This is a genomic window from Streptomyces sp. RKAG337 (assembly GCF_023701715.1).
Lineage (GTDB): Bacteria > Actinomycetota > Actinomycetes > Streptomycetales > Streptomycetaceae > Actinacidiphila.
The window spans coordinates 3,803,131-3,822,204 of sequence record NZ_JAJOZA010000001.1; the positions used below are offsets into that span (position 1 = coordinate 3,803,131).

16 protein-coding genes and 1 tRNA gene are annotated in these 19,074 nt (G+C 72.9%); 11 read left to right on the plus strand and 6 right to left on the minus strand.

Annotation, left to right across the window (positions count from 1 at the left end; genetic code table 11):
* The first annotated feature begins 170 nt into the window (after nucleotides 1-170).
* Nucleotides 171-1,928, plus strand: coding sequence for a trypsin-like peptidase domain-containing protein (locus LNW73_RS16865; RefSeq protein WP_250976692.1), 1,758 nt, complete (start codon nucleotides 171-173; stop codon nucleotides 1,926-1,928).
* A gap of 99 nt (nucleotides 1,929-2,027) precedes the next feature.
* Here LNW73_RS16865 and LNW73_RS16870 read toward each other — a convergent pair whose 3' ends face one another.
* The 3 genes from LNW73_RS16870 to LNW73_RS16880 form a co-directional block, all read right to left on the minus strand.
* On the minus strand, nucleotides 2,028-2,699 hold the full coding sequence (locus tag LNW73_RS16870; protein ID WP_250990478.1) for a response regulator: 672 nt from the start codon (nucleotides 2,697-2,699) through the stop codon (nucleotides 2,028-2,030).
* Nucleotides 2,692-3,744, minus strand: a complete 1,053-nt coding sequence (locus LNW73_RS16875) for a sensor histidine kinase (RefSeq protein WP_250992940.1) — start codon at nucleotides 3,742-3,744, stop codon at nucleotides 2,692-2,694. Before LNW73_RS16875 ends, LNW73_RS16870 begins: the two co-directional genes overlap by 8 nt.
* 164 nt (nucleotides 3,745-3,908) lie before the next feature.
* Nucleotides 3,909-4,451 (minus strand): hypothetical protein, encoded by a 543-nt coding sequence (locus tag LNW73_RS16880; RefSeq protein WP_250990479.1) that lies wholly within the window; start codon nucleotides 4,449-4,451, stop codon nucleotides 3,909-3,911.
* A gap of 200 nt (nucleotides 4,452-4,651) precedes the next feature.
* Here LNW73_RS16880 and LNW73_RS16885 point away from each other — a divergent pair.
* Nucleotides 4,652-4,738 (plus strand) — tRNA-Ser (locus LNW73_RS16885).
* Nucleotides 4,739-4,798: 60 nt separating this feature from the next.
* On the opposite strand, the gene LNW73_RS16890 is transcribed toward LNW73_RS16885, so the two are convergent.
* Nucleotides 4,799-5,029, minus strand: a complete 231-nt coding sequence (locus LNW73_RS16890; protein WP_138359511.1) for a hypothetical protein — start codon at nucleotides 5,027-5,029, stop codon at nucleotides 4,799-4,801.
* A 165-nt stretch (nucleotides 5,030-5,194) separates the two neighbouring features.
* Nucleotides 5,195-6,115 (minus strand): bifunctional DNA primase/polymerase, encoded by a 921-nt coding sequence (locus LNW73_RS16895; protein WP_250990480.1) that lies wholly within the window; start codon nucleotides 6,113-6,115, stop codon nucleotides 5,195-5,197.
* Between the two features lie 338 nt (nucleotides 6,116-6,453).
* On the opposite strand from LNW73_RS16895, the gene LNW73_RS16900 reads away from it, so the two are divergent.
* From LNW73_RS16900 to LNW73_RS16940, 9 genes are all read left to right on the plus strand, one after another.
* Nucleotides 6,454-6,762 carry a hypothetical protein gene (locus tag LNW73_RS16900; RefSeq protein WP_250976688.1) on the plus strand — a complete coding sequence of 103 codons (309 nt, stop codon included), beginning with the start codon at nucleotides 6,454-6,456 and terminating at the stop codon, nucleotides 6,760-6,762.
* 248 nt (nucleotides 6,763-7,010) lie between these two features.
* Complete coding sequence (locus LNW73_RS16905) at nucleotides 7,011-8,246, plus strand: acyl-CoA dehydrogenase family protein (protein ID WP_250992941.1); 1,236 nt, start codon at nucleotides 7,011-7,013, stop codon at nucleotides 8,244-8,246.
* On the plus strand, nucleotides 8,243-9,184 hold the full coding sequence (locus LNW73_RS16910; RefSeq protein WP_250990481.1) for a bifunctional MaoC family dehydratase N-terminal/OB-fold nucleic acid binding domain-containing protein: 942 nt from the start codon (nucleotides 8,243-8,245) through the stop codon (nucleotides 9,182-9,184). The genes LNW73_RS16905 and LNW73_RS16910 overlap by 4 nt, the downstream gene beginning before the upstream one ends.
* A gap of 1 nt (nucleotide 9,185) precedes the next feature.
* Nucleotides 9,186-10,205, plus strand: coding sequence for an acyl-CoA dehydrogenase family protein (locus tag LNW73_RS16915; protein ID WP_250990482.1), 1,020 nt, complete (start codon nucleotides 9,186-9,188; stop codon nucleotides 10,203-10,205).
* Nucleotides 10,202-10,648, plus strand: a complete 447-nt coding sequence (locus tag LNW73_RS16920) for a MaoC family dehydratase (protein WP_250990483.1) — start codon at nucleotides 10,202-10,204, stop codon at nucleotides 10,646-10,648. The genes LNW73_RS16915 and LNW73_RS16920 overlap by 4 nt, the downstream gene beginning before the upstream one ends.
* The gene (locus LNW73_RS16925; RefSeq protein ID WP_250990484.1) at nucleotides 10,645-11,829 is read left to right on the plus strand and encodes a lipid-transfer protein; all 1,185 of its coding nucleotides are present in this window, start codon (nucleotides 10,645-10,647) and stop codon (nucleotides 11,827-11,829) included. Before LNW73_RS16920 ends, LNW73_RS16925 begins: the two co-directional genes overlap by 4 nt.
* Before the next feature lie 61 nt (nucleotides 11,830-11,890).
* Entirely contained in the window at nucleotides 11,891-12,736 is an 846-nt protein-coding gene (locus tag LNW73_RS16930) for a DUF1906 domain-containing protein (protein ID WP_250976683.1), read from the plus strand.
* 203 nt (nucleotides 12,737-12,939) lie between these two features.
* Nucleotides 12,940-13,455, plus strand: coding sequence for a SigE family RNA polymerase sigma factor (locus LNW73_RS16935; protein ID WP_138359153.1), 516 nt, complete (start codon nucleotides 12,940-12,942; stop codon nucleotides 13,453-13,455).
* Nucleotides 13,456-13,524: 69 nt separating this feature from the next.
* Nucleotides 13,525-15,189 carry a long-chain fatty acid--CoA ligase gene (locus LNW73_RS16940; RefSeq protein WP_250990485.1) on the plus strand — a complete coding sequence of 555 codons (1,665 nt, stop codon included), beginning with the start codon at nucleotides 13,525-13,527 and terminating at the stop codon, nucleotides 15,187-15,189.
* A gap of 25 nt (nucleotides 15,190-15,214) precedes the next feature.
* Here LNW73_RS16940 and LNW73_RS16945 read toward each other — a convergent pair whose 3' ends face one another.
* Nucleotides 15,215-19,030, minus strand: coding sequence for a hybrid sensor histidine kinase/response regulator (locus LNW73_RS16945; RefSeq protein WP_250990486.1), 3,816 nt, complete (start codon nucleotides 19,028-19,030; stop codon nucleotides 15,215-15,217).
* Nucleotides 19,031-19,074: the final 44 nt, after the last annotated feature.

Genomic DNA, 19,074 nt, shown 5'->3' on the forward strand with positions numbered 1-19,074 from the left:
GTGCCATCGCTGCGCGTCGCGGTGGAAAGCCGACCGCGCGCGCCTGGGCACCGCCACACCCCCGGCTCCATACGCGGGCCATACACAGCTACCGCTTACGGCGGTCCGACACCCAGTGGGAAATGCTGTGACCAGTCCGACACCCGCGCTCTGACCATAGGAGAACCGCTGTGAGCACCGAGAACGAGGCCGGCCAGGTCCCGGCTGCGCCCGAGTCCGGCGCGGAGTCGGTCGCGCCGGAGCGCGGCGAGCTCTCGAAGGCGGCCCTCCCGGCCGAACCCGCCGCTCCCGCCGCCCCGCCCGTGCCCCCGGCCGAGCCGCCGACCGCCGTCCTGCCGGTGGTGCCGCCGGCCCCGGACGGGATCCCCGCGCCCGCCGCGCCGGTGGCCGACGCCCTGCCCGCACCGGCCCCGGCCTCCGTGTCGCACGGCGACCCCACGCCGCCCGCGGCGTACAGCGAGCCCGAAACGCCGTACCGCGAGCCCGCCCCGTCCTACGGGGAGCCCGCCGCGCCCGCGTCGTACCGCGAGGTCGCCGCGTCCTACAGCGAGGCCGCCGCGGACCCGTACGCCACGCCCGCCGCGGACCCGTACGCCACGCCCGCCGCCGTGCCGGCCGCGGCGCCCGGCCAGCCGCAGCCCGACCCGTCGCAGGCCCACGCTCAGCAGCCGTACCCGGGCGCTCCGCAGACGGCGCAGTTCCCGCAGTACGCCGGTGCGGTCCCGCAGCCCGGCCAGCCGGGTGGTCCCGGCGGCCCGGTGTGGGGCGCTCACGTTCCCGTACCGCCGCCCGCCGAGCGCAAGCCGCGCGGCCTGGGTTCGATGGTCGCCGCCGTGCTGGTGGCCGCGCTGGTCGCCGGTGGTGTCGGCGGTGGCGTCGGCTACTGGGCCGCTCGGCACGAGGACGACTCCAACTCCACCACCGTCAGTTCGTCCTCGGACCAGAAGGTCCTGGACCGTGCGCCGAACTCCGTGGCCGGCATCGCCGCGAAGGCGCTGCCGAGCGTCGTGACGATCGAGGCGTCGGGCGGCAGCGAGAGCGGCACCGGCACCGGCTTCGTCTTCGACAAGCAGGGCCACATCCTCACCAACAACCACGTGGTGGCCCCGGCCGCCGACGGCGGCAAGCTGACCGCGACGTTCTCCAACGGCAAGAAGTACGACGCCGAGGTCGTGGGCCGCGCCCAGGGCTACGACGTCGCCGTCATCAAGCTGAAGAACGCCGGTGACGCCAAGCTCGACCCGATCCCGCTCGGCGACTCCGACAGCACCAAGGTCGGCGACGCCACCATCGCCATCGGTGCCCCCTTCGGCCTCTCCGGCACCGTCACCACCGGCATCGTCAGCGCCATGCACCGTCCGGTCGCCTCCAGCGACGGCCAGGGCGCCAGCGCCTCGTACATGAGCGCCATCCAGACCGACGCCTCGATCAACCCCGGCAACTCCGGCGGCCCGCTCCTGAACGCCAACGGCGCGGTGATAGGCATCAACTCGGCCATCCAGTCCGCCGGTGGCGGCGGCGGTGACGGCCAGACGCAGGCCGGCAGCGTCGGCCTCGGCTTCGCCATCCCGATCAACCAGGCCAAGCGCGTCGCCACCAACCTCATCGCGACCGGCCAGCCGGTCTACCCGGTGATCGGCGTCTCCCTCGACACCCAGTACCGCGGCGAGGGCGCCAAGGTCACCGAGAACGGCAACAGCGGCAACCCGGCCGTCGTCCCCGGCGGCCCCGGCGACAAGGCGGGCCTGAAGCCCGGCGACATCATCACCAAGTTCGACGACACCGTCATCGACAGCGGCCAGACCCTGATCGGCGCCATCTGGCAGCGCCAGCCCGGCGACAAGGTCACCATCACCTACACCCGCGGTGGCAAGACCTCCACCGCCACCCTCACCCTCGGCAAGCGCGACGGCGACGAGAAGAACTGACCCTGGCGGTCAGGAACGACAGGAGGTGAGGTGCCGGGCGAACCGGCACCTCACCTCCTGTCGTTTCCCGTTCGTTGCCCTGCGGCTCGACGGTTCCGGTCAGGCGAGGCCCGCCGCGATGGCGCGGCGCACGGCGTCGGCCCGGTCGCGGATGCCGGCCTTGGCGAACAGGTTGTTGATGTGGGTCTTGACCGTGGCCTCGCTGATGAACAGCTTCTCGGCGATGGCCCGGTTCGGCAGGCCCTGCCCGATGAGGGTGAGCACTTCGCGCTCGCGCCGGGTGATGTCCTCCGGCAGCGGCAGCGGCTGTTCCGCCGCCGCCGGCTTGGTGCGGACGGAGGCGAGGAGCCGGTTCTGGACCTCGCGGTCGAGCACGGACTGGCCGGCGGCCGCCGCCCGGATGGCCCGGACGATGTCCTGCCGACCGGCGTTCTTGGTCAGATAGCCGCGGGCTCCGGCGCTCAGCGCGGCCAGGATCGAGTCGTCGTCGGCGAAGGTGGTCAGCACGACGACGGCCACCTCGGGGTGGTCCTCGGTCAGCCGGCGGGTCGTCTCGATGCCGTCCATGCGCGGCATGCGCAGATCCATCAGCACCACGTCGACCGGCCCGGCGGCGACCGCGGTCAGCACCTCGGTGCCGTCCGCCGCCGCCGCGACGACGTCGATGTCCTCGGCCAGCGCGAGGACCGCGGCCAGCGGCTCCCGGATGGCGGCCTGGTCGTCGGCGACGACCACCCTCAACGGCTGGTGCTTCTCGGTCCGTTCACTCATACGGGATCACTGCCTCCACCTGCCAGCCGCCCTGGTCCGGTCCCTCGGTGACCGGTCCCGCGGTGATGGTGCCACCCAACAGGGCGACGCGTTCACGCATTCCGATCAGTCCCATGCCGCTGCCGGCGCTCACGGGCGCCGTACGGGTGGCGGGCCGGTTGCGGATCCGCAGCGCCGTCGACGAGGCGGCGAACACCAGCTCCACCGCGACGTCCCCGCCGGGCGCGTGCCGGGCCGCGTTGGTCAGCGACTCCTGGGCGATCCGCAGCAGGTTCTGGCCCACCTGGGCCGGCACCTCCCGCTCCGTCCCGACGACGGTGAGGACGTCGTGGTGGCCGGACGATGCGAGCATCGCGGTCAGGCTCTCCAGCAGCGGCAACGCGTCCTCACGCAGGGCGTGCACGGTCCACTGCGCCTGTTTCAGGCTCTCCTTGACGAGGCTGTGCGCCTTGTCGTTGGCCTCCCGGACCTTCTCCAGGTCACCGGTGTCGAGCAGCGCGTCGGCCAGCTCCAGCTGCATGTTGATCCCGGCCAGCGAGTGCGCCAGGACGTCGTGCACATCGCGGGCGATACGGCTGCGCTCGGTCAGCACGGCGGTCCTGGCCTCGGCCCGGGCGGCACGCTCGGCGGACTCCGCCGCCGCGAGCACCGCCTGCATCGCCCGCTGCCGGCCGCGGCGGACGATGCCGGGCAGGACCGGGATGCCGGTGGCCAGGCCGACGGTCCAGGGCAGGACGTGGTAGCCGGGACCGAGGCGGAAGTAGAGGGCGCCGGCGCACAACAGGCTGCACAGCAGCGCGAGAACGAGGGCCGGCCGGGCCTCGAGGCGGTAGCCGATGTGGCCGGCGAGGAAGAAGGCGAAGAGATAACCCGATCCGCTGCTGCTGACGCCGATCAGCGCGGCGGCCGCGACGATGCCGGACGTCAGCCAGTACAGGGCGAAGCGCGGCGGCACATCGGTCTCGGGCAGCGTCCGGGCCAGCAGCACCGCGCAGTTGATCACGAAGAGGACGGCGACCGCCAGGCCGCGGCCGCTGAAACCCATGGGCCGGATCGTCACGACTCCGGCGGCGATGACCCCGATGGCCACCAGCCAGAGCCCCCAGGGGTCCCGCTCGGGGAACGGCCGGCGGGCCGGCGCCTGGTGGGGCGCCGACCCGGGGGCGGGGGCGTTGTCGGGTATGGGCACGGCGTGACGATAGCCCACGGTCAGGCGGCACGTTCGAGGGTGGACCGGCCGCGGTTCCTGGCCGGGGCCGGCTGCAGGTGGGCCGTGATCCGGCTCCGTACGAAGATCGTGGCGAGGCGGGTGACCACCTCGGTGAGCGCCATCAGGACGAACGCCGCGACCCAGGCCTGGTCGCTGGTGATGTGGTGGGTGATGCTGAACCGGGCCACGTCGTCGGCTCCGCCGTGACTGACCCACAGCTGGAAGCCCATCCGGGCGCCCATGCCGAGTACCCATAGGGCCGCCGAGACCAGACCGGCCTTGATCAGGAGGTGCCCGCCCGCGGAGCGGATCCGGGTGTAGACCCCGCCGGCGATGCCGAGGACGGCGCCCGCGCCCATGAGGGCGCCGATCAGCACCAGGTCGTTGCCCGCAGTGGGGATCGTGTCGAGGTACGTGTAGGCCACGAAGCTCACGATGCCCAGCGGAATCAGGAAGGACCGCAGGTCCAGGCGACCTTCCCGCAGTTGCCGGAAGACGACCAGGACGAGGGCGATGTCGGTGATCCACTCGGTTGTTGTCATGCCCCAAGCCTGCTGCCGCACGGCTTTTCACACCTGGACCCCTGGGTGGAACCACGGGTGGAGTTCCACCCGCCCGGCCCGCCGACGGGCCCTCCGGCCGCCCATTCCGGGAGCGAGCGGCCCAGGTGTGAGCCACCGGCCCTCCCTGAGCGCGCCAGACGCTAGGCTGTAGCCGCTCCACCGCAGGTGGGCGGGGCGCGGGAGGATTGCCCGAGCGGCCTAAGGGAACGGTCTTGAAAACCGTCGTGGCAGCGATGTCACCGTGAGTTCGAATCTCACATCCTCCGCAGTACGAAAGGGCGTCCGCAGGTGCGGGCGTCCTTTCGTCGTCCTTCGCTCAGCGACTCTCAGAGCCGGTGCACCTGGTAGGAGCGGTGGCGGCCCGGGACGCGGGAGAGGACGCCCTTGCTCTCCATGATCTGCAGATGGTGGGCGACCGTCGCGGGGCTGCGCAGGCCGACGGCCGCGCCGATCTCCCGGACGGTCGGCGGGTAGCCGTAGAGGTCCGTCCACTCGACGATGACCTTCGCGATCTGCTCCTGGCGATCGGTCAGGTACCGGGGCCCGTCCGCGCTCATGGCCGCGCCCTCTCGTTCGTCACGCTACTCGTGGGGTCCGGTGCCGTGGCCCGGGTGGTCGTCTCTCGGCGGACTCCGTGGAGCGGCGAGCCGGCGCAGGGCCGTGCGCGCCGCGGGCGGGAGCCCGAACGCGTCACGGCTCGGCAATTCAAGCACGTGTTCGAATTATGGCGCAGCCTGGCGGGCGGCGGAGGCGACGGTGGCGGCGGCTTCCTGGCGGGGGAGGCCGGTCCTGGTGGCGGCGTCGATGAGGGCGGGGGCGAGGCTGTCGCCGTGGCCGGATTCGTAGGCGCGGCAGGCGGCCCAGTAGAGGCGCGTGTTGCGCTGGCCGCGGGGCGAGTCGCGGACGAACTGGACGAGGGCCAGCGCGTGGCGGGGGGCGGTGCGGCGGGGTAAGGGCGGCGGGGGCGGGGTGAGGAGGCGGAGCAGCCGGGCGGGGACCGGGGCCGCCGGGAGGCCGGGGGAGCGCGGCGCCAGCAGATAGCGGCCGGCGTTGGTGATGGAGCCGGGGCCGACGAGGTAGCCGCCGTGGCCCCGGACGTCGATGCCGGGTCCCGGGGCGGTGCCGGGCCTGCCGACGGAGTTGGGGACGCTGATCCCGGCGGGGCCGGTGAGCCACAGGTGGCGGCCGCCGCTGGGGGTGAGGACGGTGACGGTGTCCGGGACGGCGAAGCCGTGCTCGTGCGCCAGGGCGGCGAGGGCCGCGATGCCGTCCAGGCCGTGCTTGACGTCCAGGTCGAGGCCGATGAGGTGGTGCGGGGCGCGGCCGCAGGCGATGCCGTAGCCGGTGGCCCAGGGGGCGGCGGCGAACAGCGCGCGGACGGCGGCGGGTTCGGTCGTGGCGTCGTGCACCCCGTGGCCGATCCGGCCGCATTCGCCCAGGCAGCGAACGGACGGGGAAGCGGGCGGCGAGGCGGGTGAGGAAACGGGCGGGGAGACGGGTGAGGAGTCGGGCGGGGATGCGCCGCGGTGCGGGGAGCGCACGGCGGGGAGCTTGGTGCGGGACAGCGGGATGACCGCCAGGTGCCGCGAAGCGGCGGCCAGGGCGTTGGCGAGCGCGGCGGCGTGCAGGACGGAAGGGGCCATGCCTCCAGTTTCGTACTCACGTTCGAAAAAGGGGAGGGGGCGCAGGTGGGAGATTGCCCGGCGCGGCCGGACGGCGCGAAGGTTGGCCGAAAATCTGCCTGAACGTTTCCGCTCTTGTGGGGTGGCGATCCGGGCGGAGAAAAGACGATGAAGGGTATTTCGATGGCACTTTGAATGTTTGTCGACAGATCGTCACGCTTGCGAGCTAAATAGCCCGTCCGGTCTGGTTCGCCGGGGATTGCGTGGGCAACTCTGATTCCGGCGACGTCGTACCAGTCGGCGGAGCGGTCGGCCAACCGTCCCGCACACCCCCGTATTCGGTTCCCTGGAGGAACAACATGGCAAGCATCCGTACCTTCCGCGTCCTCGCCGCGGTGGCGGCACTTCCCCTCGCCGCGGTGCTCTTCGCGGGCTCGGCAGCTGCTGACGACGGCGCCTTCGCCGGCGACCACTCGAACGCGACCATCGTGAGCAACTCCGGTGGGAACGTGGGTGGTTCGAACCACGGCAATGTGACCACCACCCAGCAGGGCGCGAGCGGATCGGGCGCTTCGAACCAGAACAACACCGCGAGCGTGAACGGTTCCGGGTTCACCGCGATCGAACAGAGCAACGTGAACGTGCACTTCACCCCGCTGTGGTGGTGACGAGCCCGTACGACCGGGATCAGTGACACGACCGCGCGGCGGCACGCTCAGTGCCGTCGCGCGGTCGCGTTCTGCCGGGAGGATGGCTCGGTGGTCGCGACTCCGGCCGGGTTCGGCGGTCCTGTTCGGAGGTCGCGAACTTTCATCCACAGCCTGTGGACAACTTCTCGTGTCTTGACAGGGGTGGGGCGGGGCGGAGAATCTGACGGTCAGTCAGAAAATCTCACGACCCCGTGGAGGCCGTCGCCGTGCACCTCGCCCCCACCCCGCGCCAGCACCGGCTACGGGCCGAGCTGCGCGAGTACTTCGGCCGCCTGATACCCGAGGAGACCCGCGAGGCCCTCCGGGCCGAACCGCCGGGCGGACCGCTCGCCCGCGGTCTCCTCCGCCGGATCGCCGCCGACGGCCTGCTGGGTCTCGGCTGGCCCACCGAGTACGGCGGCCAGGGCCGCGGCCCCGACGAGCAGTTCGTGTTCTTCGACGAGTCCTACCGGGCCGGTGCCCCCGTGTCGATGGTCACGCTCAACACCGTCGGCCCGACCCTGATGAAGTTCGGGACGCCCGCGCAGAAGGAGTACTTCCTCCCGCGGATCCTCTCCGGCGACTGCGTCTTCGCGATCGGTTACACCGAGCCGGACGCCGGCACCGACCTCGCCTCCCTCCGCACCCGCGCCGTCAGAACCGGACCGGAGGAGCCTGAGGGCGCGGCCGAGGGCGGGGCCGAGAGCGAGAGCGAGAGCGAGGGCGAGAGCAGCGGCGACGGTGACTGGCTGATCGACGGCAGCAAGACCTTCACCAGCAACGCCCAGGGCGCCGACTGGATCTGGCTCGCCTGCCGCACCGACCCCGAGGCGCCCAAGCACAAGGGCATCTCGATCATCCTCGTCCCGACCGACGCCCCCGGCTTCTCCTGGACCCCGATCCACACCGTCGGCGGTCAGACCACCAGCGCCACGTACTACGACGCGATCCGCGTCCCGTACGGCAACCTCGTCGGCGAGGAGAACGCCGGCTGGTCGCTGATCACCAACCAGCTCAACCACGAGCGGGTCGCGCTGGCCGCCATCGGCATGCAGGCCGAGGACTTCTACGACGCGGCCCTCGCGAGCGCCCGCACACCCGACGAGGACGGCACCCGCCGGATCGACACCCCCTGGGTCGCGTCCCGGCTGGCCGAGGCCCACGCCCGGCTCTCCGCGACCCGGCTGCTCAACTGGCGCCTGGTCCAGGACGTCGGCGCCGGCACCCTCACCCCGGGCGACGCGTCGGGCGTGAAGTTCGCCGGCACCGAGAGCGCGATCGAGGTCTACCGCGCGCTCCAGGAAGCCGTCGGCGAGACCGCGCTCGTCAGGGGCGGCGAGAACGGCGAACTGGAACGGATGAACCGGGCCGCGCAGATCAACACCTTCGGCGGCGGCGTCAGCGAGGTCCAGCGGGAGATCGTCGCGACGATGCGGCTCGGGATGAAGAGGAGCAAGCGGTGACGGACGAGGCAGTGGCCGGCGACCTGTACGAGCGGCTCAAGGTCTATGTGGGGCGGACCGCCGCGGCCGGCGGCGAGGGCAAGGACCCGGTCAACGAGCCGATGATCCGCCACTGGTGCGAGGCGATGGGCCACCCCGTCCCGGCCGACGGCTCCGCCCCCGCCACCATGCTCCAGGTGTGGACCATGGGCGGGCTCTCCGGCCACACCGCCGGCACCGCGCGCTCCAGCGCCTACGACGACGTCTTCGAGCTCCTCGACGGGGCCGGCTGCACCTCGGTCGTCGCGACCGACTGCGAGCAGGAGTACCTCCGGCCGCTGCGTCCCGGCGACCGGATCACGTTCGACGCCGTCATCGAGTCCATCTCGCCGCGCAAGACCACGAAGCTCGGCACCGGCCACTTCGTCACGACGCGGATGGACGTCCAGGCGAACGGCGAACCGTCCGGCACCCACCGCTTCCGCATCCTCAAGTACGCGCCCGCGAAGAACGCAAAGACCCCCAATACCGCAACCACCGCGAAGACCGCCGAACCCACCGCACGGCGCCCCCGCCCGGTGATCAACCGCGACAACGCCGCCTACTGGGAGGGCCTGGAGCGGCACGAGCTGCTCATCCAGCGCTGCTCCGGCTGCGGCACGCTGCGGCTGCCGTGGCTGCCGGGCTGCAACGCGTGCGGCTCACCGGACTGGGACACCGTCCGGGCCGCGGGCGAGGGCACCGTCTTCAGCTATGTCGTCATGCACCATCCCCCGTTCCCCGCCTTCGACCCGCCGTACGCCGTCGCCCTCGTGGAGCTGGCGGAGGGCGTGCGGATTCTCGGCAACGTCACCGGAGTTCCGTACGACAAGGTGCGCGCGGGCCTGCCCGTGACGCTCGAATTCCTGACGGTCGACGGCGAGTTCACGCTGCCCGTCTTCCGGTCGGTGGAGGACTGACATGGACTTCACACCCACCGAGGAGCAGCGGGCGGCCCGTGAGCTGGCGGCCGAGATACTCGACCGCAGCACCGAGCCATGGAAGGCGCTGTGCGAGGCCGGGCTGGTGGCCGCCGTCGAGGAGATCGGGCTGCTGGGCCTGGTGCTGCTGCTGGAGGAGGCGGGCCGCAGGACCGCCGAGATCCCGTTGGCCGCGACCTGCGCGTACGGTCTGCTGCCGGTCGCCGCGCACGGCACGGACGAGCAGCGCGCCCGGCTGCTGCCCGGTCTGCGCGACGGTTCGTACACCGCCACGGGCGCCTTCCCGCACCGGTCCGCGCGGGCCGTCGCGAGCGGCGACGGCTGGCGCCTGACCGGCACCTTCCCCGTCGTGCCCTGGCTGCGCGAGGCCACGCACGTCCTCGTCCCCGCCGATACCGGCGCGGGTACGGACACGGTCACGCGGCTGTTCTGGCTGCCGGTCCCGGCCGGCGCGGAGCCTGTCGACACCACCGCCCCCTGGGCCGCCGCCCGGCTCGTCCTGGACGGCACGCCCGCCGAGCCGCTCGGTGACGCGTCCGCCTACGCGGAGGTCCTCGCACAGGCCCGAACCGCCTTCGCGGGGCTGCAGGCCGGGGTCTGCGCCGGGTCGCTGGCGCGGGCGGTGGCCTACACCTCGGTGCGCGAGCAGTTCGGGCGTCCGCTGTCCACGAACCAGGGCGTGCTGCTGCGCGCCGCCGACGCGCACATGGACACCGAGGCGATCCGCGTCACCGCCTACGAGGCGGCCTGGCGCTTCGACCACCACCTGCCTGCCGCCTCCCACGCCCTGACCGCCGCCTGGTGGGCGTCCGAGGGCGGCAAACGCGTCGTCCACGCCGGGCAGCATCTGCACGGCGGCATCGGCGCGGACCTCGAACACCCCGTCCACCGGCACTTCCTGTGGGGGCGTCAGCTGGACGCGTATCTGGGCGGCGGCGCGGAAGTGCTCGCCGAACTCGGTGTGCTGCTGGGCGCACCCGACACGGAGGAGGCCGTATGACGCAGTCCCCGGTCCGGACGCCGGCCGGCTCCGTGCGGGCGGGTGACGAACTGCCGCCGCTGCGCGTCCCGGTCACCCGCACGCTGATCGTCGCGGGGGCCATCGCCTCGCGGGACTTCCAGGACGTGCACCACGACGTGGAGCTCGCCCGGGAGAAGGGCTCGCCGGACATCTTCATGAACATCCTCACCACGAACGGCCTGGTCGGCCGCTACATCACCGAATGGGCCGGGCCCGGGGCGGTGCTGCGGGCGGTACGGATCCGGCTGGGCGCGCCCAACTACCCGGATGACGAGATGGTGTTGACCGGCAAGGTGACGTCCGTCGAAGCCGACATGTCAGGAAGAACCGTCGAGATCGCCGTCCTCGGCGTCAACAAGCTCGGCCAGCACGTCACCGGAACAGCCACCGTCGTGCTCCCGACCCCGGAGGCAGCCGTATGAGCGTCCGCAACCGCGACAGCCTCGGCGGCCGGGCCGCGATCGCCGGAATCGGGGCGACGGAGTTCTCCAAGGACTCCGGCCGCAGCGAACTGAAGCTCGCCGTGGAGGCCGTACAGGCGGCGCTGGACGATGCCGGGCTGACGCCCGCCGACGTCGACGGCATGGTCACGTTCACCATGGACACCAGCCCGGAGATCACCGTCGCCCAGGCGGCCGGCATCGGTGAGCTGTCGTTCTTCTCGCGGATCCACTACGGCGGCGGGGCGGCCTGCGCGACCGTGCAGCAGGCGGCCATGGCGGTGGCGACCGGGGTGGCCGACGTGGTCGTCTGCTACCGCGCGTTCAACGAGCGGTCCGGGCGGCGGTTCGGATCGGGGGTGCAGCAGCGCGACCCCTCCGCCGAAGGGGTGGCGCTCGGCGCCAATCTGCCGTCCGGCCTCCTCACGCCCGCGTCGTGGGTCGCGATGGCGGCGCAGCGGTATCTGCACGCCTTCCGGCTCGATCCGTCGGCCTTCGGCCCGGTCGCGGTCGCCGACCGCCGCCATGCCGCGAACAACCCCGCCGCGTACTTCCACGGCAAGCCGATCACCCTCGCCGACCATGCCGCCTCGCGCTGGATCGTCGAGCCGCTGCGGCTGCTGGACTGCTGCCAGGAGACGGACGGCGGCCAGGCGATCGTCGTGACGTCGCCGGAGCGGGCCCGCGATCTGCGGCACGCGCCCGCCGTGATCGCCGCCGCCGCGCAGGGCGCCGGCCGCGCGCAGGAGCAGATGACGAGCTTCTACCGTGACGACCTGACCGGGCTGCCGGAGATGGGGGTGGTCGCCCGTCAGCTGTGGCGGACCTCCGGGCTGACGCCGTCCGACATCGACACGGCCGTGCTCTACGACCACTTCACCCCGTTCGTGCTGATGCAACTGGAGGAGTTCGGCTTCTGCGGACCGGGGGAGGCGGCGGACTTCGCCGCGGGCGGCGGGCTGGAGATCGACGGCCGGCTGCCGGTGAACACCCACGGCGGTCAGCTCGGCGAGGCGTATCTGCACGGGATGAACGGCATCGCCGAGGGGGTCCGCCAGTTGCGCGGGAGCAGCGTCAACCAGGTGGCGGGCGCTTCGAACGTGCTGATCACCGCTGGAACGGGCGTTCCCACGTCGGGGCTGGTGCTGTCCGCAGACGGCTGAACGGGTGGTGGGGCGGGCGTGTCTGCCCGGTGCCGCCGCGAGGGGCGCGTTGACTCGCGCCATGCGTGGAACCAAGCAGATTACCCGATATGTCCTTTCGGTCCTGGCGGCTGTGGCGACGCTGGCCTGCCTGGTCAGCGGCGGCGTCGCGGCGGCCGACCCCTCCGCCGAATCGCTGCAGGGGGCCCGGTTCTTCCAGGGCACCGGCTTCGAGACCTGCGAGACCCCGACCGCCGACACGTTGCAGGCCTGGCACGGCACCTCCCCGTACGGCGCCGTCGGCGTCTACTTCGGCGGCCGGGCCCGCGCCTGCCCGCAGCAGCCGAACCTCACCCCCTCCTGGGTGCGGACGGTGAACACCGGGGGCTGGAGCATCCTGCCGATCTATGTGGGCTCGCAGTCGCCCTGCACGACGAGCAGCACGAAGAAGGCGTACACGATCGACACGGCCAATCCGGCGGGGAGCGGTGTGACCGAGGCCAAGGACGCCGTCCAGCGCGCCCATGACCTCGGCTTCGTCGAGAACAGCGCCCTGTACCTGGACATGGAGTCGTACGACATCCGCACCGCGTCCTGCACGGCGCCGACGCTCGCCTTCGTCCAGGCCTGGGACAAGGAGGTCCGCCGGCTCGGCTACATTCCGGGCTTCTACAGCAGCGCGGACTCCGGCATCATGCACATGGAGCAGGCCCGCGCCGCCGGCGCCGCCGACCTGCCGAGCGTCCTCTGGTACGCCCGCTGGAACGTCACACCCACCCTCGAGTCCGAGCCCGTGCTCCCCCGCGACGTGTGGACGCCGCACAGCCGCATCCACCAGTACACGGGGAACGTCACCGAGCAGTACGGGGGCCGGACGATCAACATCGACCGCGACCTCATCGACGCTCCGGTCGCCGTGATCGGCTAGCGCCGGACCGCGGCCCCGTCCTCCCGGCCGCCCCCGCCCACCTCCCGACCCCACCTCCCGACCCCACCCAGAGGCCCGTCTTCCTCAGGGGCGGGTCCGCCTACGGGAGGTGGGGACAGCCCCCGTCCTACGACTTCAGGGTGATCCCGCTTCGGCACCTCCGGCGGATCCGCCGGGCGGGCGGCGCTCATAGCGTTGAGGGCATGACCACGCCTGTGTGCACCAGCACCAGCACGATGCAGTTCTCCAGCTACGTCCGGGCCAAGGGCCCGACGCTGCTGCGTACCGCGCGCTCGCTCACCGCGAACCCGTGCGACGCGGAGGACCTGCTGCAGACCGCGCTGACCAAGACGTACCTGGCATGGGACCGCATCGACGACCACCGGGCGCTGGACGGCTACGTCCGCCGCACGCTGGTCAACACGCGCACCTCGCAGTGGCGCAAGCGCCGCATCGACGAATTCGCGACCGAGGACGTCCCCGAGCCGCTGTCCACCGCCCCCGACCACACCGAGCAGCAGGCCCAGCGCGACGCGCTGCTGCGTGCCATCTCCCGGCTTCCCGCCCGGCAGCGGGCGATGGTGGTACTCCGCTACTACGAGGACATGAGCGAGATACAGACGGCCGAGGCCCTCGGTGTCTCGGTCGGAACGGTCAAGAGCGCGGTCTCCCGGGCCCTCGGGAAATTGCGCGATGACCCTGAATTGCGCGCCAGGTAGTGACATACCGACCGGTATGGAAGCAGAATCACCGGGACCTTACCCGCACGTAACCCGTGGAGGCTTCCGGTGCTGAGCACGATGCAGGACGTACCGCTGACCGTCACCCGCATCCTGGTCCATGGTGCTCTGGTGCACGGCCGGTCCCAGGTGACCACCTGGACCGGGGACGCCGAGCCGCACCGCCGCTCCTTCCGCGAGATCGGGGTCCGGGCGATCCAGCTCGCGAACGCGCTCCGCGACGAGCTGGGGGTGGCCCGGGACGAACGGGTCGCGACCCTCATGTGGAACAACGCGGAGCACGTCGAGGCGTACCTCGCGATCCCGTCCATGGGCTCGGTGCTGCACACCCTGAACCTGCGGCTGCCCACCGAGCAGCTGACGTTCATCGTCAACCACGCCGCCGACCGCGTCATCCTCGTCAACGGCTCGCTGCTGCCGCTCCTGGCACCGCTGCTGCCAGCCCTGGAGCCCGTCGAGCACATCGTGGTCGTCGGCCCCGGGGACCGCTCGCTGCTCGACGGCTGCCGCCCCGCCGTGCACGACTACGAGGAACTGCTGGCCGGCCGCCCGACCACGTACGACTGGCCGGAGCTGGACGAGCGCACCGCCGCCGCCATGTGTTACACCTCGGGCACCACCGGCGACCCCAAGGGCGTCGTCTACTCCCACCGGTCCGTCTACCTGCACTCGATGCAGGTCAACATGACCGAGTCGATGGGCCTCACCGACCGCGACACCACCCTCGTCGTCGTGCCGATGTTCCACGTCAACGCCTGGGGACTGCCGCACGCCACCTTCATGACCGGCATCAACATGCTCATGCCGGACCGCTTCCTGCAGCCCGCCCCGCTCGCCGAGATGATCGAGAGCGAGCGCCCCACCCACGCCGCGGCCGTCCCGACCATCTGGCAGGGCCTGCTCGCCGAGCTCGCGGCCAAGCCGCGCGACATCTCCTCCATGGCGACCGTCACCATCGGCGGCTCCGCCTGCCCGCCCTCCCTCATGAAGGCGTACGAGGAGCACGGCGTGCGCCTGTGCCACGCCTGGGGCATGACGGAGACCTCCCCGCTCGGCACCATGGCCCACCCGCCGGCCGGCCTCACCCCCGAGCAGGAGTGGCCGTACCGCATCAGCCAGGGCCGCTTCCCCGCCTCCGTCGAGGCCCGGCTGGTCGGCCCGGCGGGCGAGCTCATGCCCTGGGACGGCGAGTCCGCGGGCGAGCTGGAGGTACGCGGCCCCTGGATCGCCAACTCCTACTTCGGCGGCGCCGGCGCCGAGCCGCTGCGCCCCGAGGACAAGTTCAGCCCGGACGGCTGGCTGCGCACCGGCGACGTCGGTGTCATCACCCACGACGGCTACCTCACCCTCACCGACCGGGCCAAGGACGTCATCAAGTCCGGCGGCGAGTGGATCTCCTCCGTCGACCTGGAGAACCAGCTCATGGCCCACCCGGACGTCGCCGAGGCCGCGGTCGTCGCCGTGCCCGACGAGCGCTGGGGCGAGCGGCCGCTGGCCACCGTCGTGCTGAAGGAGGGCGCCACCGTCTCGTACGAGGAGCTGCGCGAGTTCCTCGCCGGACGCATCGCGCGCTGGCAGCTGCCGGAGCGCTGGGCGATCATCCCGGCCGTGCCGAAGACCTCGGTCGGCAAGTTCGACAAGAAGGTGATCCGGGAGCAGTACCGGCTGGAGCAGATCGCCGTGACGTACGTCGCCGGGGCGGCGAAGGACTGATCGCCGCGGCGGGTCGGGTCCTGGGCTAAGCGACCGGCCAGGACCCGATCTTGCCGAGCAGGTCCACGATGCGCGACTGCACGTCCGTACTCGTCGACCGCTCCGCGAGGAACAGCACCGTCTCGCCGGAGGCCAGCCGCGGCAGTTCCGCCGGGTCGATGTCCGCGGAGGTGTAGACGACCAGCGGGGTGCGGTTCAACTGGCCGTTGCTGCGCAGCCAGTCGATGATCCCCTGCCGGCGGCGGCGCACCAGCATCAGATCCATCACCACCAGGTTCGGCCTGACCTGCGCGGCCGTCGTCATCGCCTCGACCTCGGAGGAGGCGTGCGCGACCTGCATGCCGCGCCGCTCCAGCGTCGCGGTGAAGGCTTGGGCGATGTCCAGGTGGCTCTCGATCAGCAGCACCCGCGGCGGGTGCTGCTCGCTGTCCCGCGGCGCGAGCGCCTTGAGCAGGACGGCCGGGTCGGCGCCGTAGGCCGCCTCGCGGGTCGCCTGTCCGAGCCCGGCGGTCACCAGGACCGGCACCTCGGCCTCGGCGGCCGCCTGGCGCAGTGACTGCAGCGCCGTGCGGGTGATCGGACCGGTCAGCGGGTCGACGAAGAGCGCGGCGGGCGGCTCGGCGACCTGCGCGTCCACCTCGGCGCGGGACCGGACGATGACCGGGCGGTAGCCGCGGTCGGTCAGCGCCTGGCGCGTCGAGACATCCGGCTCCGGCCAGACCAGCAGCCTGCGCGGCTCGTCCAGCAGCCGGCCGGGCTCGCCCGCCGGCTCCTCGATGACCTCGACGGCGCCGTTCGGACCGTCGAGCGGCTCGGGGCCCTCGTCGCCCTCGGCGGGTGCCCCTATGGCGAACGCCCGGCCGGGAACGACCGTACGGAGCAGCGCCGTCTGCTGGCCGCCGTCCTGGTGCTCGACGCCCTGGCCGTCGCTCCGGTCGTCGGTGGCGGGCGGCCGGGCGATCGGGAGCTGGCCGCTGTCGGGGTCCGCCTGCGGGTGCGGGCGGGCCTCCACGTCATGGCCGTCGTCCTGCTGCGCTCCGTTGAGCTTGCGCCGGCGGCCGGACCCGGAGGGATTCTGCTGGGGGAACGACTCGGGCTGCGGCTGGGGTTGCGGCTGGGCCTGGGTCGGGATCGGCTGGACGAAGGCGACGCCCTGGCCGAGCGTGCGCACGCTGATCGCCCGGCCGTGGCTCTGGCCCTGCTGCTGCCCCTGCTGCTGGCCCTGGTTCTGGGCGTAGGGCTGCGGTGTTCCGCCCGAGGGCGGCATCGGGGTGCGCTGTCCCTGCCCCGGAATCGCCTGGGACGGACCCTGGTTCTGGTTCTGGTTCTGCGCTGCCTGCGCGCCCGGTTCGGCCGCGGGCGCCGTCGGCGGCACCGGCCGGCCGGCGTCCGGCCACTGCGGACTCACCGGCTGCGGCGCGCTGTTCTGGTCCTGCGGCCCGCCCTGGTGCGGCACCGGCGGCGCCTGCGGTACCGGCTGGCCGGGCGCACGCTCCTCCGCCGGCATCGGTGCCGACGCCTCGTGGGAGTGCTGCGCGGGCAGGGCGATGGGACCGCTGCCGTTCCCGTTGCCGTTTCCGTCCGACTCCCCCGGCTGCGGGGGTGCGATCCGGCGGGCGCGACGTCCTGCCCCGGGCTCCTGCCCGGCGAGGGAGGCGCCGTTGCCGTCGCTCCCCTGCGGCTGTCCCTGCGGCACGGCCTGTTCGCCGGCCGCCGGGAGGGCGTGCTGGACGGGTGCCGCGGGAAGTTCGGGTGCGGGCTGCTGACCGTCGGACAGCGTCCGGCGGGCCCGCCGGCCGCTGGGCTGCTGGCCCTGCTGCACCGGGTGGTTCTGCTGGTCCGGCCCTTCGGCCGGCGTCAGGTCGGCCGCCGCGGCGCCGCCCGCGGTGTCCCCCGCGCCCGGCTCGTCCGGCAGCGGGCGGCGCAGCGCGCGCCGGCGACCGGTCGGTGTCTCGTGCTCGCCCGGCTGCGCCTGGCTGTGTCCCTCGTTCCGGGCGCGGCCGTCCTGCTGCTCGTCGGGTCCCGCGGTGGGGATCGCCCACGGCGCGACCACGGTGCCGCCGTCGTCGCCGGCCCGGCGCGGCCGCGCCGCGCGTTCGGTGCCCGCGACCCCGGGCTCGCCGCTGCCGGCCCAGCCCGTCGCGGGCGTGCCACCGGCGGGCGTTCCGGCCGCGGGCGCGCCCTGGCCGCCCTGGCCGTTCGTACCGTTGGTGCCCGCGGGAGGCGTCGCCGCGCCGCGCGCCGGAGCCTTGCCGCCCGTGCCGTTGCCGGTCGCGCCGCCCGTACCCCGGGCGGGCTTCGCGGGCATCGGCATGACGGTGGTCTCGGACTCGCGGGCCCCGTCCTTCACCGCGGCGGCGGCCGCCGCACGGCCCGCGGCCGCGATGGCGGCCGAGCCCAGCGGCACCTCAAGGACGTACGCGCTGCCCTGGCCCGGCACTTCGTGCGTCTGCAGGACGCCGCCGTGCCGTTCGACGATGCCGCGGGCGATCGGCAGGTGCACCGCGTTGCCGCCGGCGTGCGGGCCCCGCACGTCGATCCTTATGACGTCGCCGCGCTGGGCCGCCGCCACCACGATCGTCGAGTCGCCGCCGCCGGTGATGACGGTGGCGTTGCCCGCCGCGTCCACCCCCGCGACGTCCGCGATCAGGTGCGCGAGCGCCTGGGACATCCGCTCGCCGTCGATCGCCGCCTCGATCGGCGGCGCGTGCACGGCGTACTGCGCGCGACCGGGGCCGATCAGCTCGATGGCGCCCTCGACGGCCGCCGAGACGACCTTGTCGAGCCCGACGGGCTCGCGCCGCAGCCGGTCCTCGCCGCGGTCGAGCCGCTGGAAGGCCAGCACGTTGTCGATCAGTGTGGTGATGCGGGCGTAGCCGGCCACCAGGTGGTGCAGGATCTGGTTCGCCTCGGGCCACAACTGCCCGGCGGGGTCGGCGGCCAGGCCGGTCAGCTCACCGCGCAGCTCGGCCAGCGGGCCGCGCAGCGCCTCGTCCAGCACGGCCTGCAGCTGCTCGGCGCGGGCGACGGCCGCGTCGAACGCGGTCCGGTCGGTGAACGTCATGACCGCGCCGACCAGCTGCTCGCCGTCCCGTACGGGAGCGGTCGTCAGGTCGACGGGCACCGCCCGGCCGTCCTTGCGCCACAGCACCTGGCCGCGCACCCGGTGCTTGCGGCCGGAGCGCAGCGTGTCGGCGAGCGGCGTCTCCTCGTACGGCAGCGGTGTGCCGTCGGCGCGCGTGTGGTGCGCGAGCGGGTGCAGTTCCTGGCCGCCGAGGTCGGTCGCCCGGTAGCCGAGGATCTGCGCGGCGGACGGATTGACGAGGACGACCTTGCCCTCGGTGTCGACGCCGACGACGCCCTCGGCCGCCGCGCGCAGGATCATCTCCGTCTGGCGCTGCTGGCGGGCGAGTTCCGCCTCGGTGTCCATCGTGCCGCTGAGGTCCCGCACGACCAGCATCAGCAGCTCGTCACCGGTGTAGCTCTGCGGCTCGTCGTACGGGGTGCGGCCGTCCTCGAGGTTGGCGCTGGTCACCTCGACGGGAAACTCCGAGCCGTCGGTGCGCCGCGCGACCATCCGGGTCGGCTTGGTACGGCCGTTGTCGTCGCCGGTGTTCTGCGCGCTGCGCATCGAGCCGGGGATCCGCTTGGAGTCGAACGCGGGCAGCAGGTCGAACAGACCCCGCCCGACCAACGCCGTCCCCGGTGACTCGAAGGTCTCGATCGCTATGGCATTGGCGTTGACCACCGTGCCGTTGCCGTTGACCAGCAAGAGTGCGTCGGGGAGGGCGTCGAGTATTGAGGCGAGGCGAGCAGCGCCTCTGGATGGCCTGCTGCTCACGAGACGCGTCCTCCCTGTTACCGCACTTACCGCACTTCCTGCGG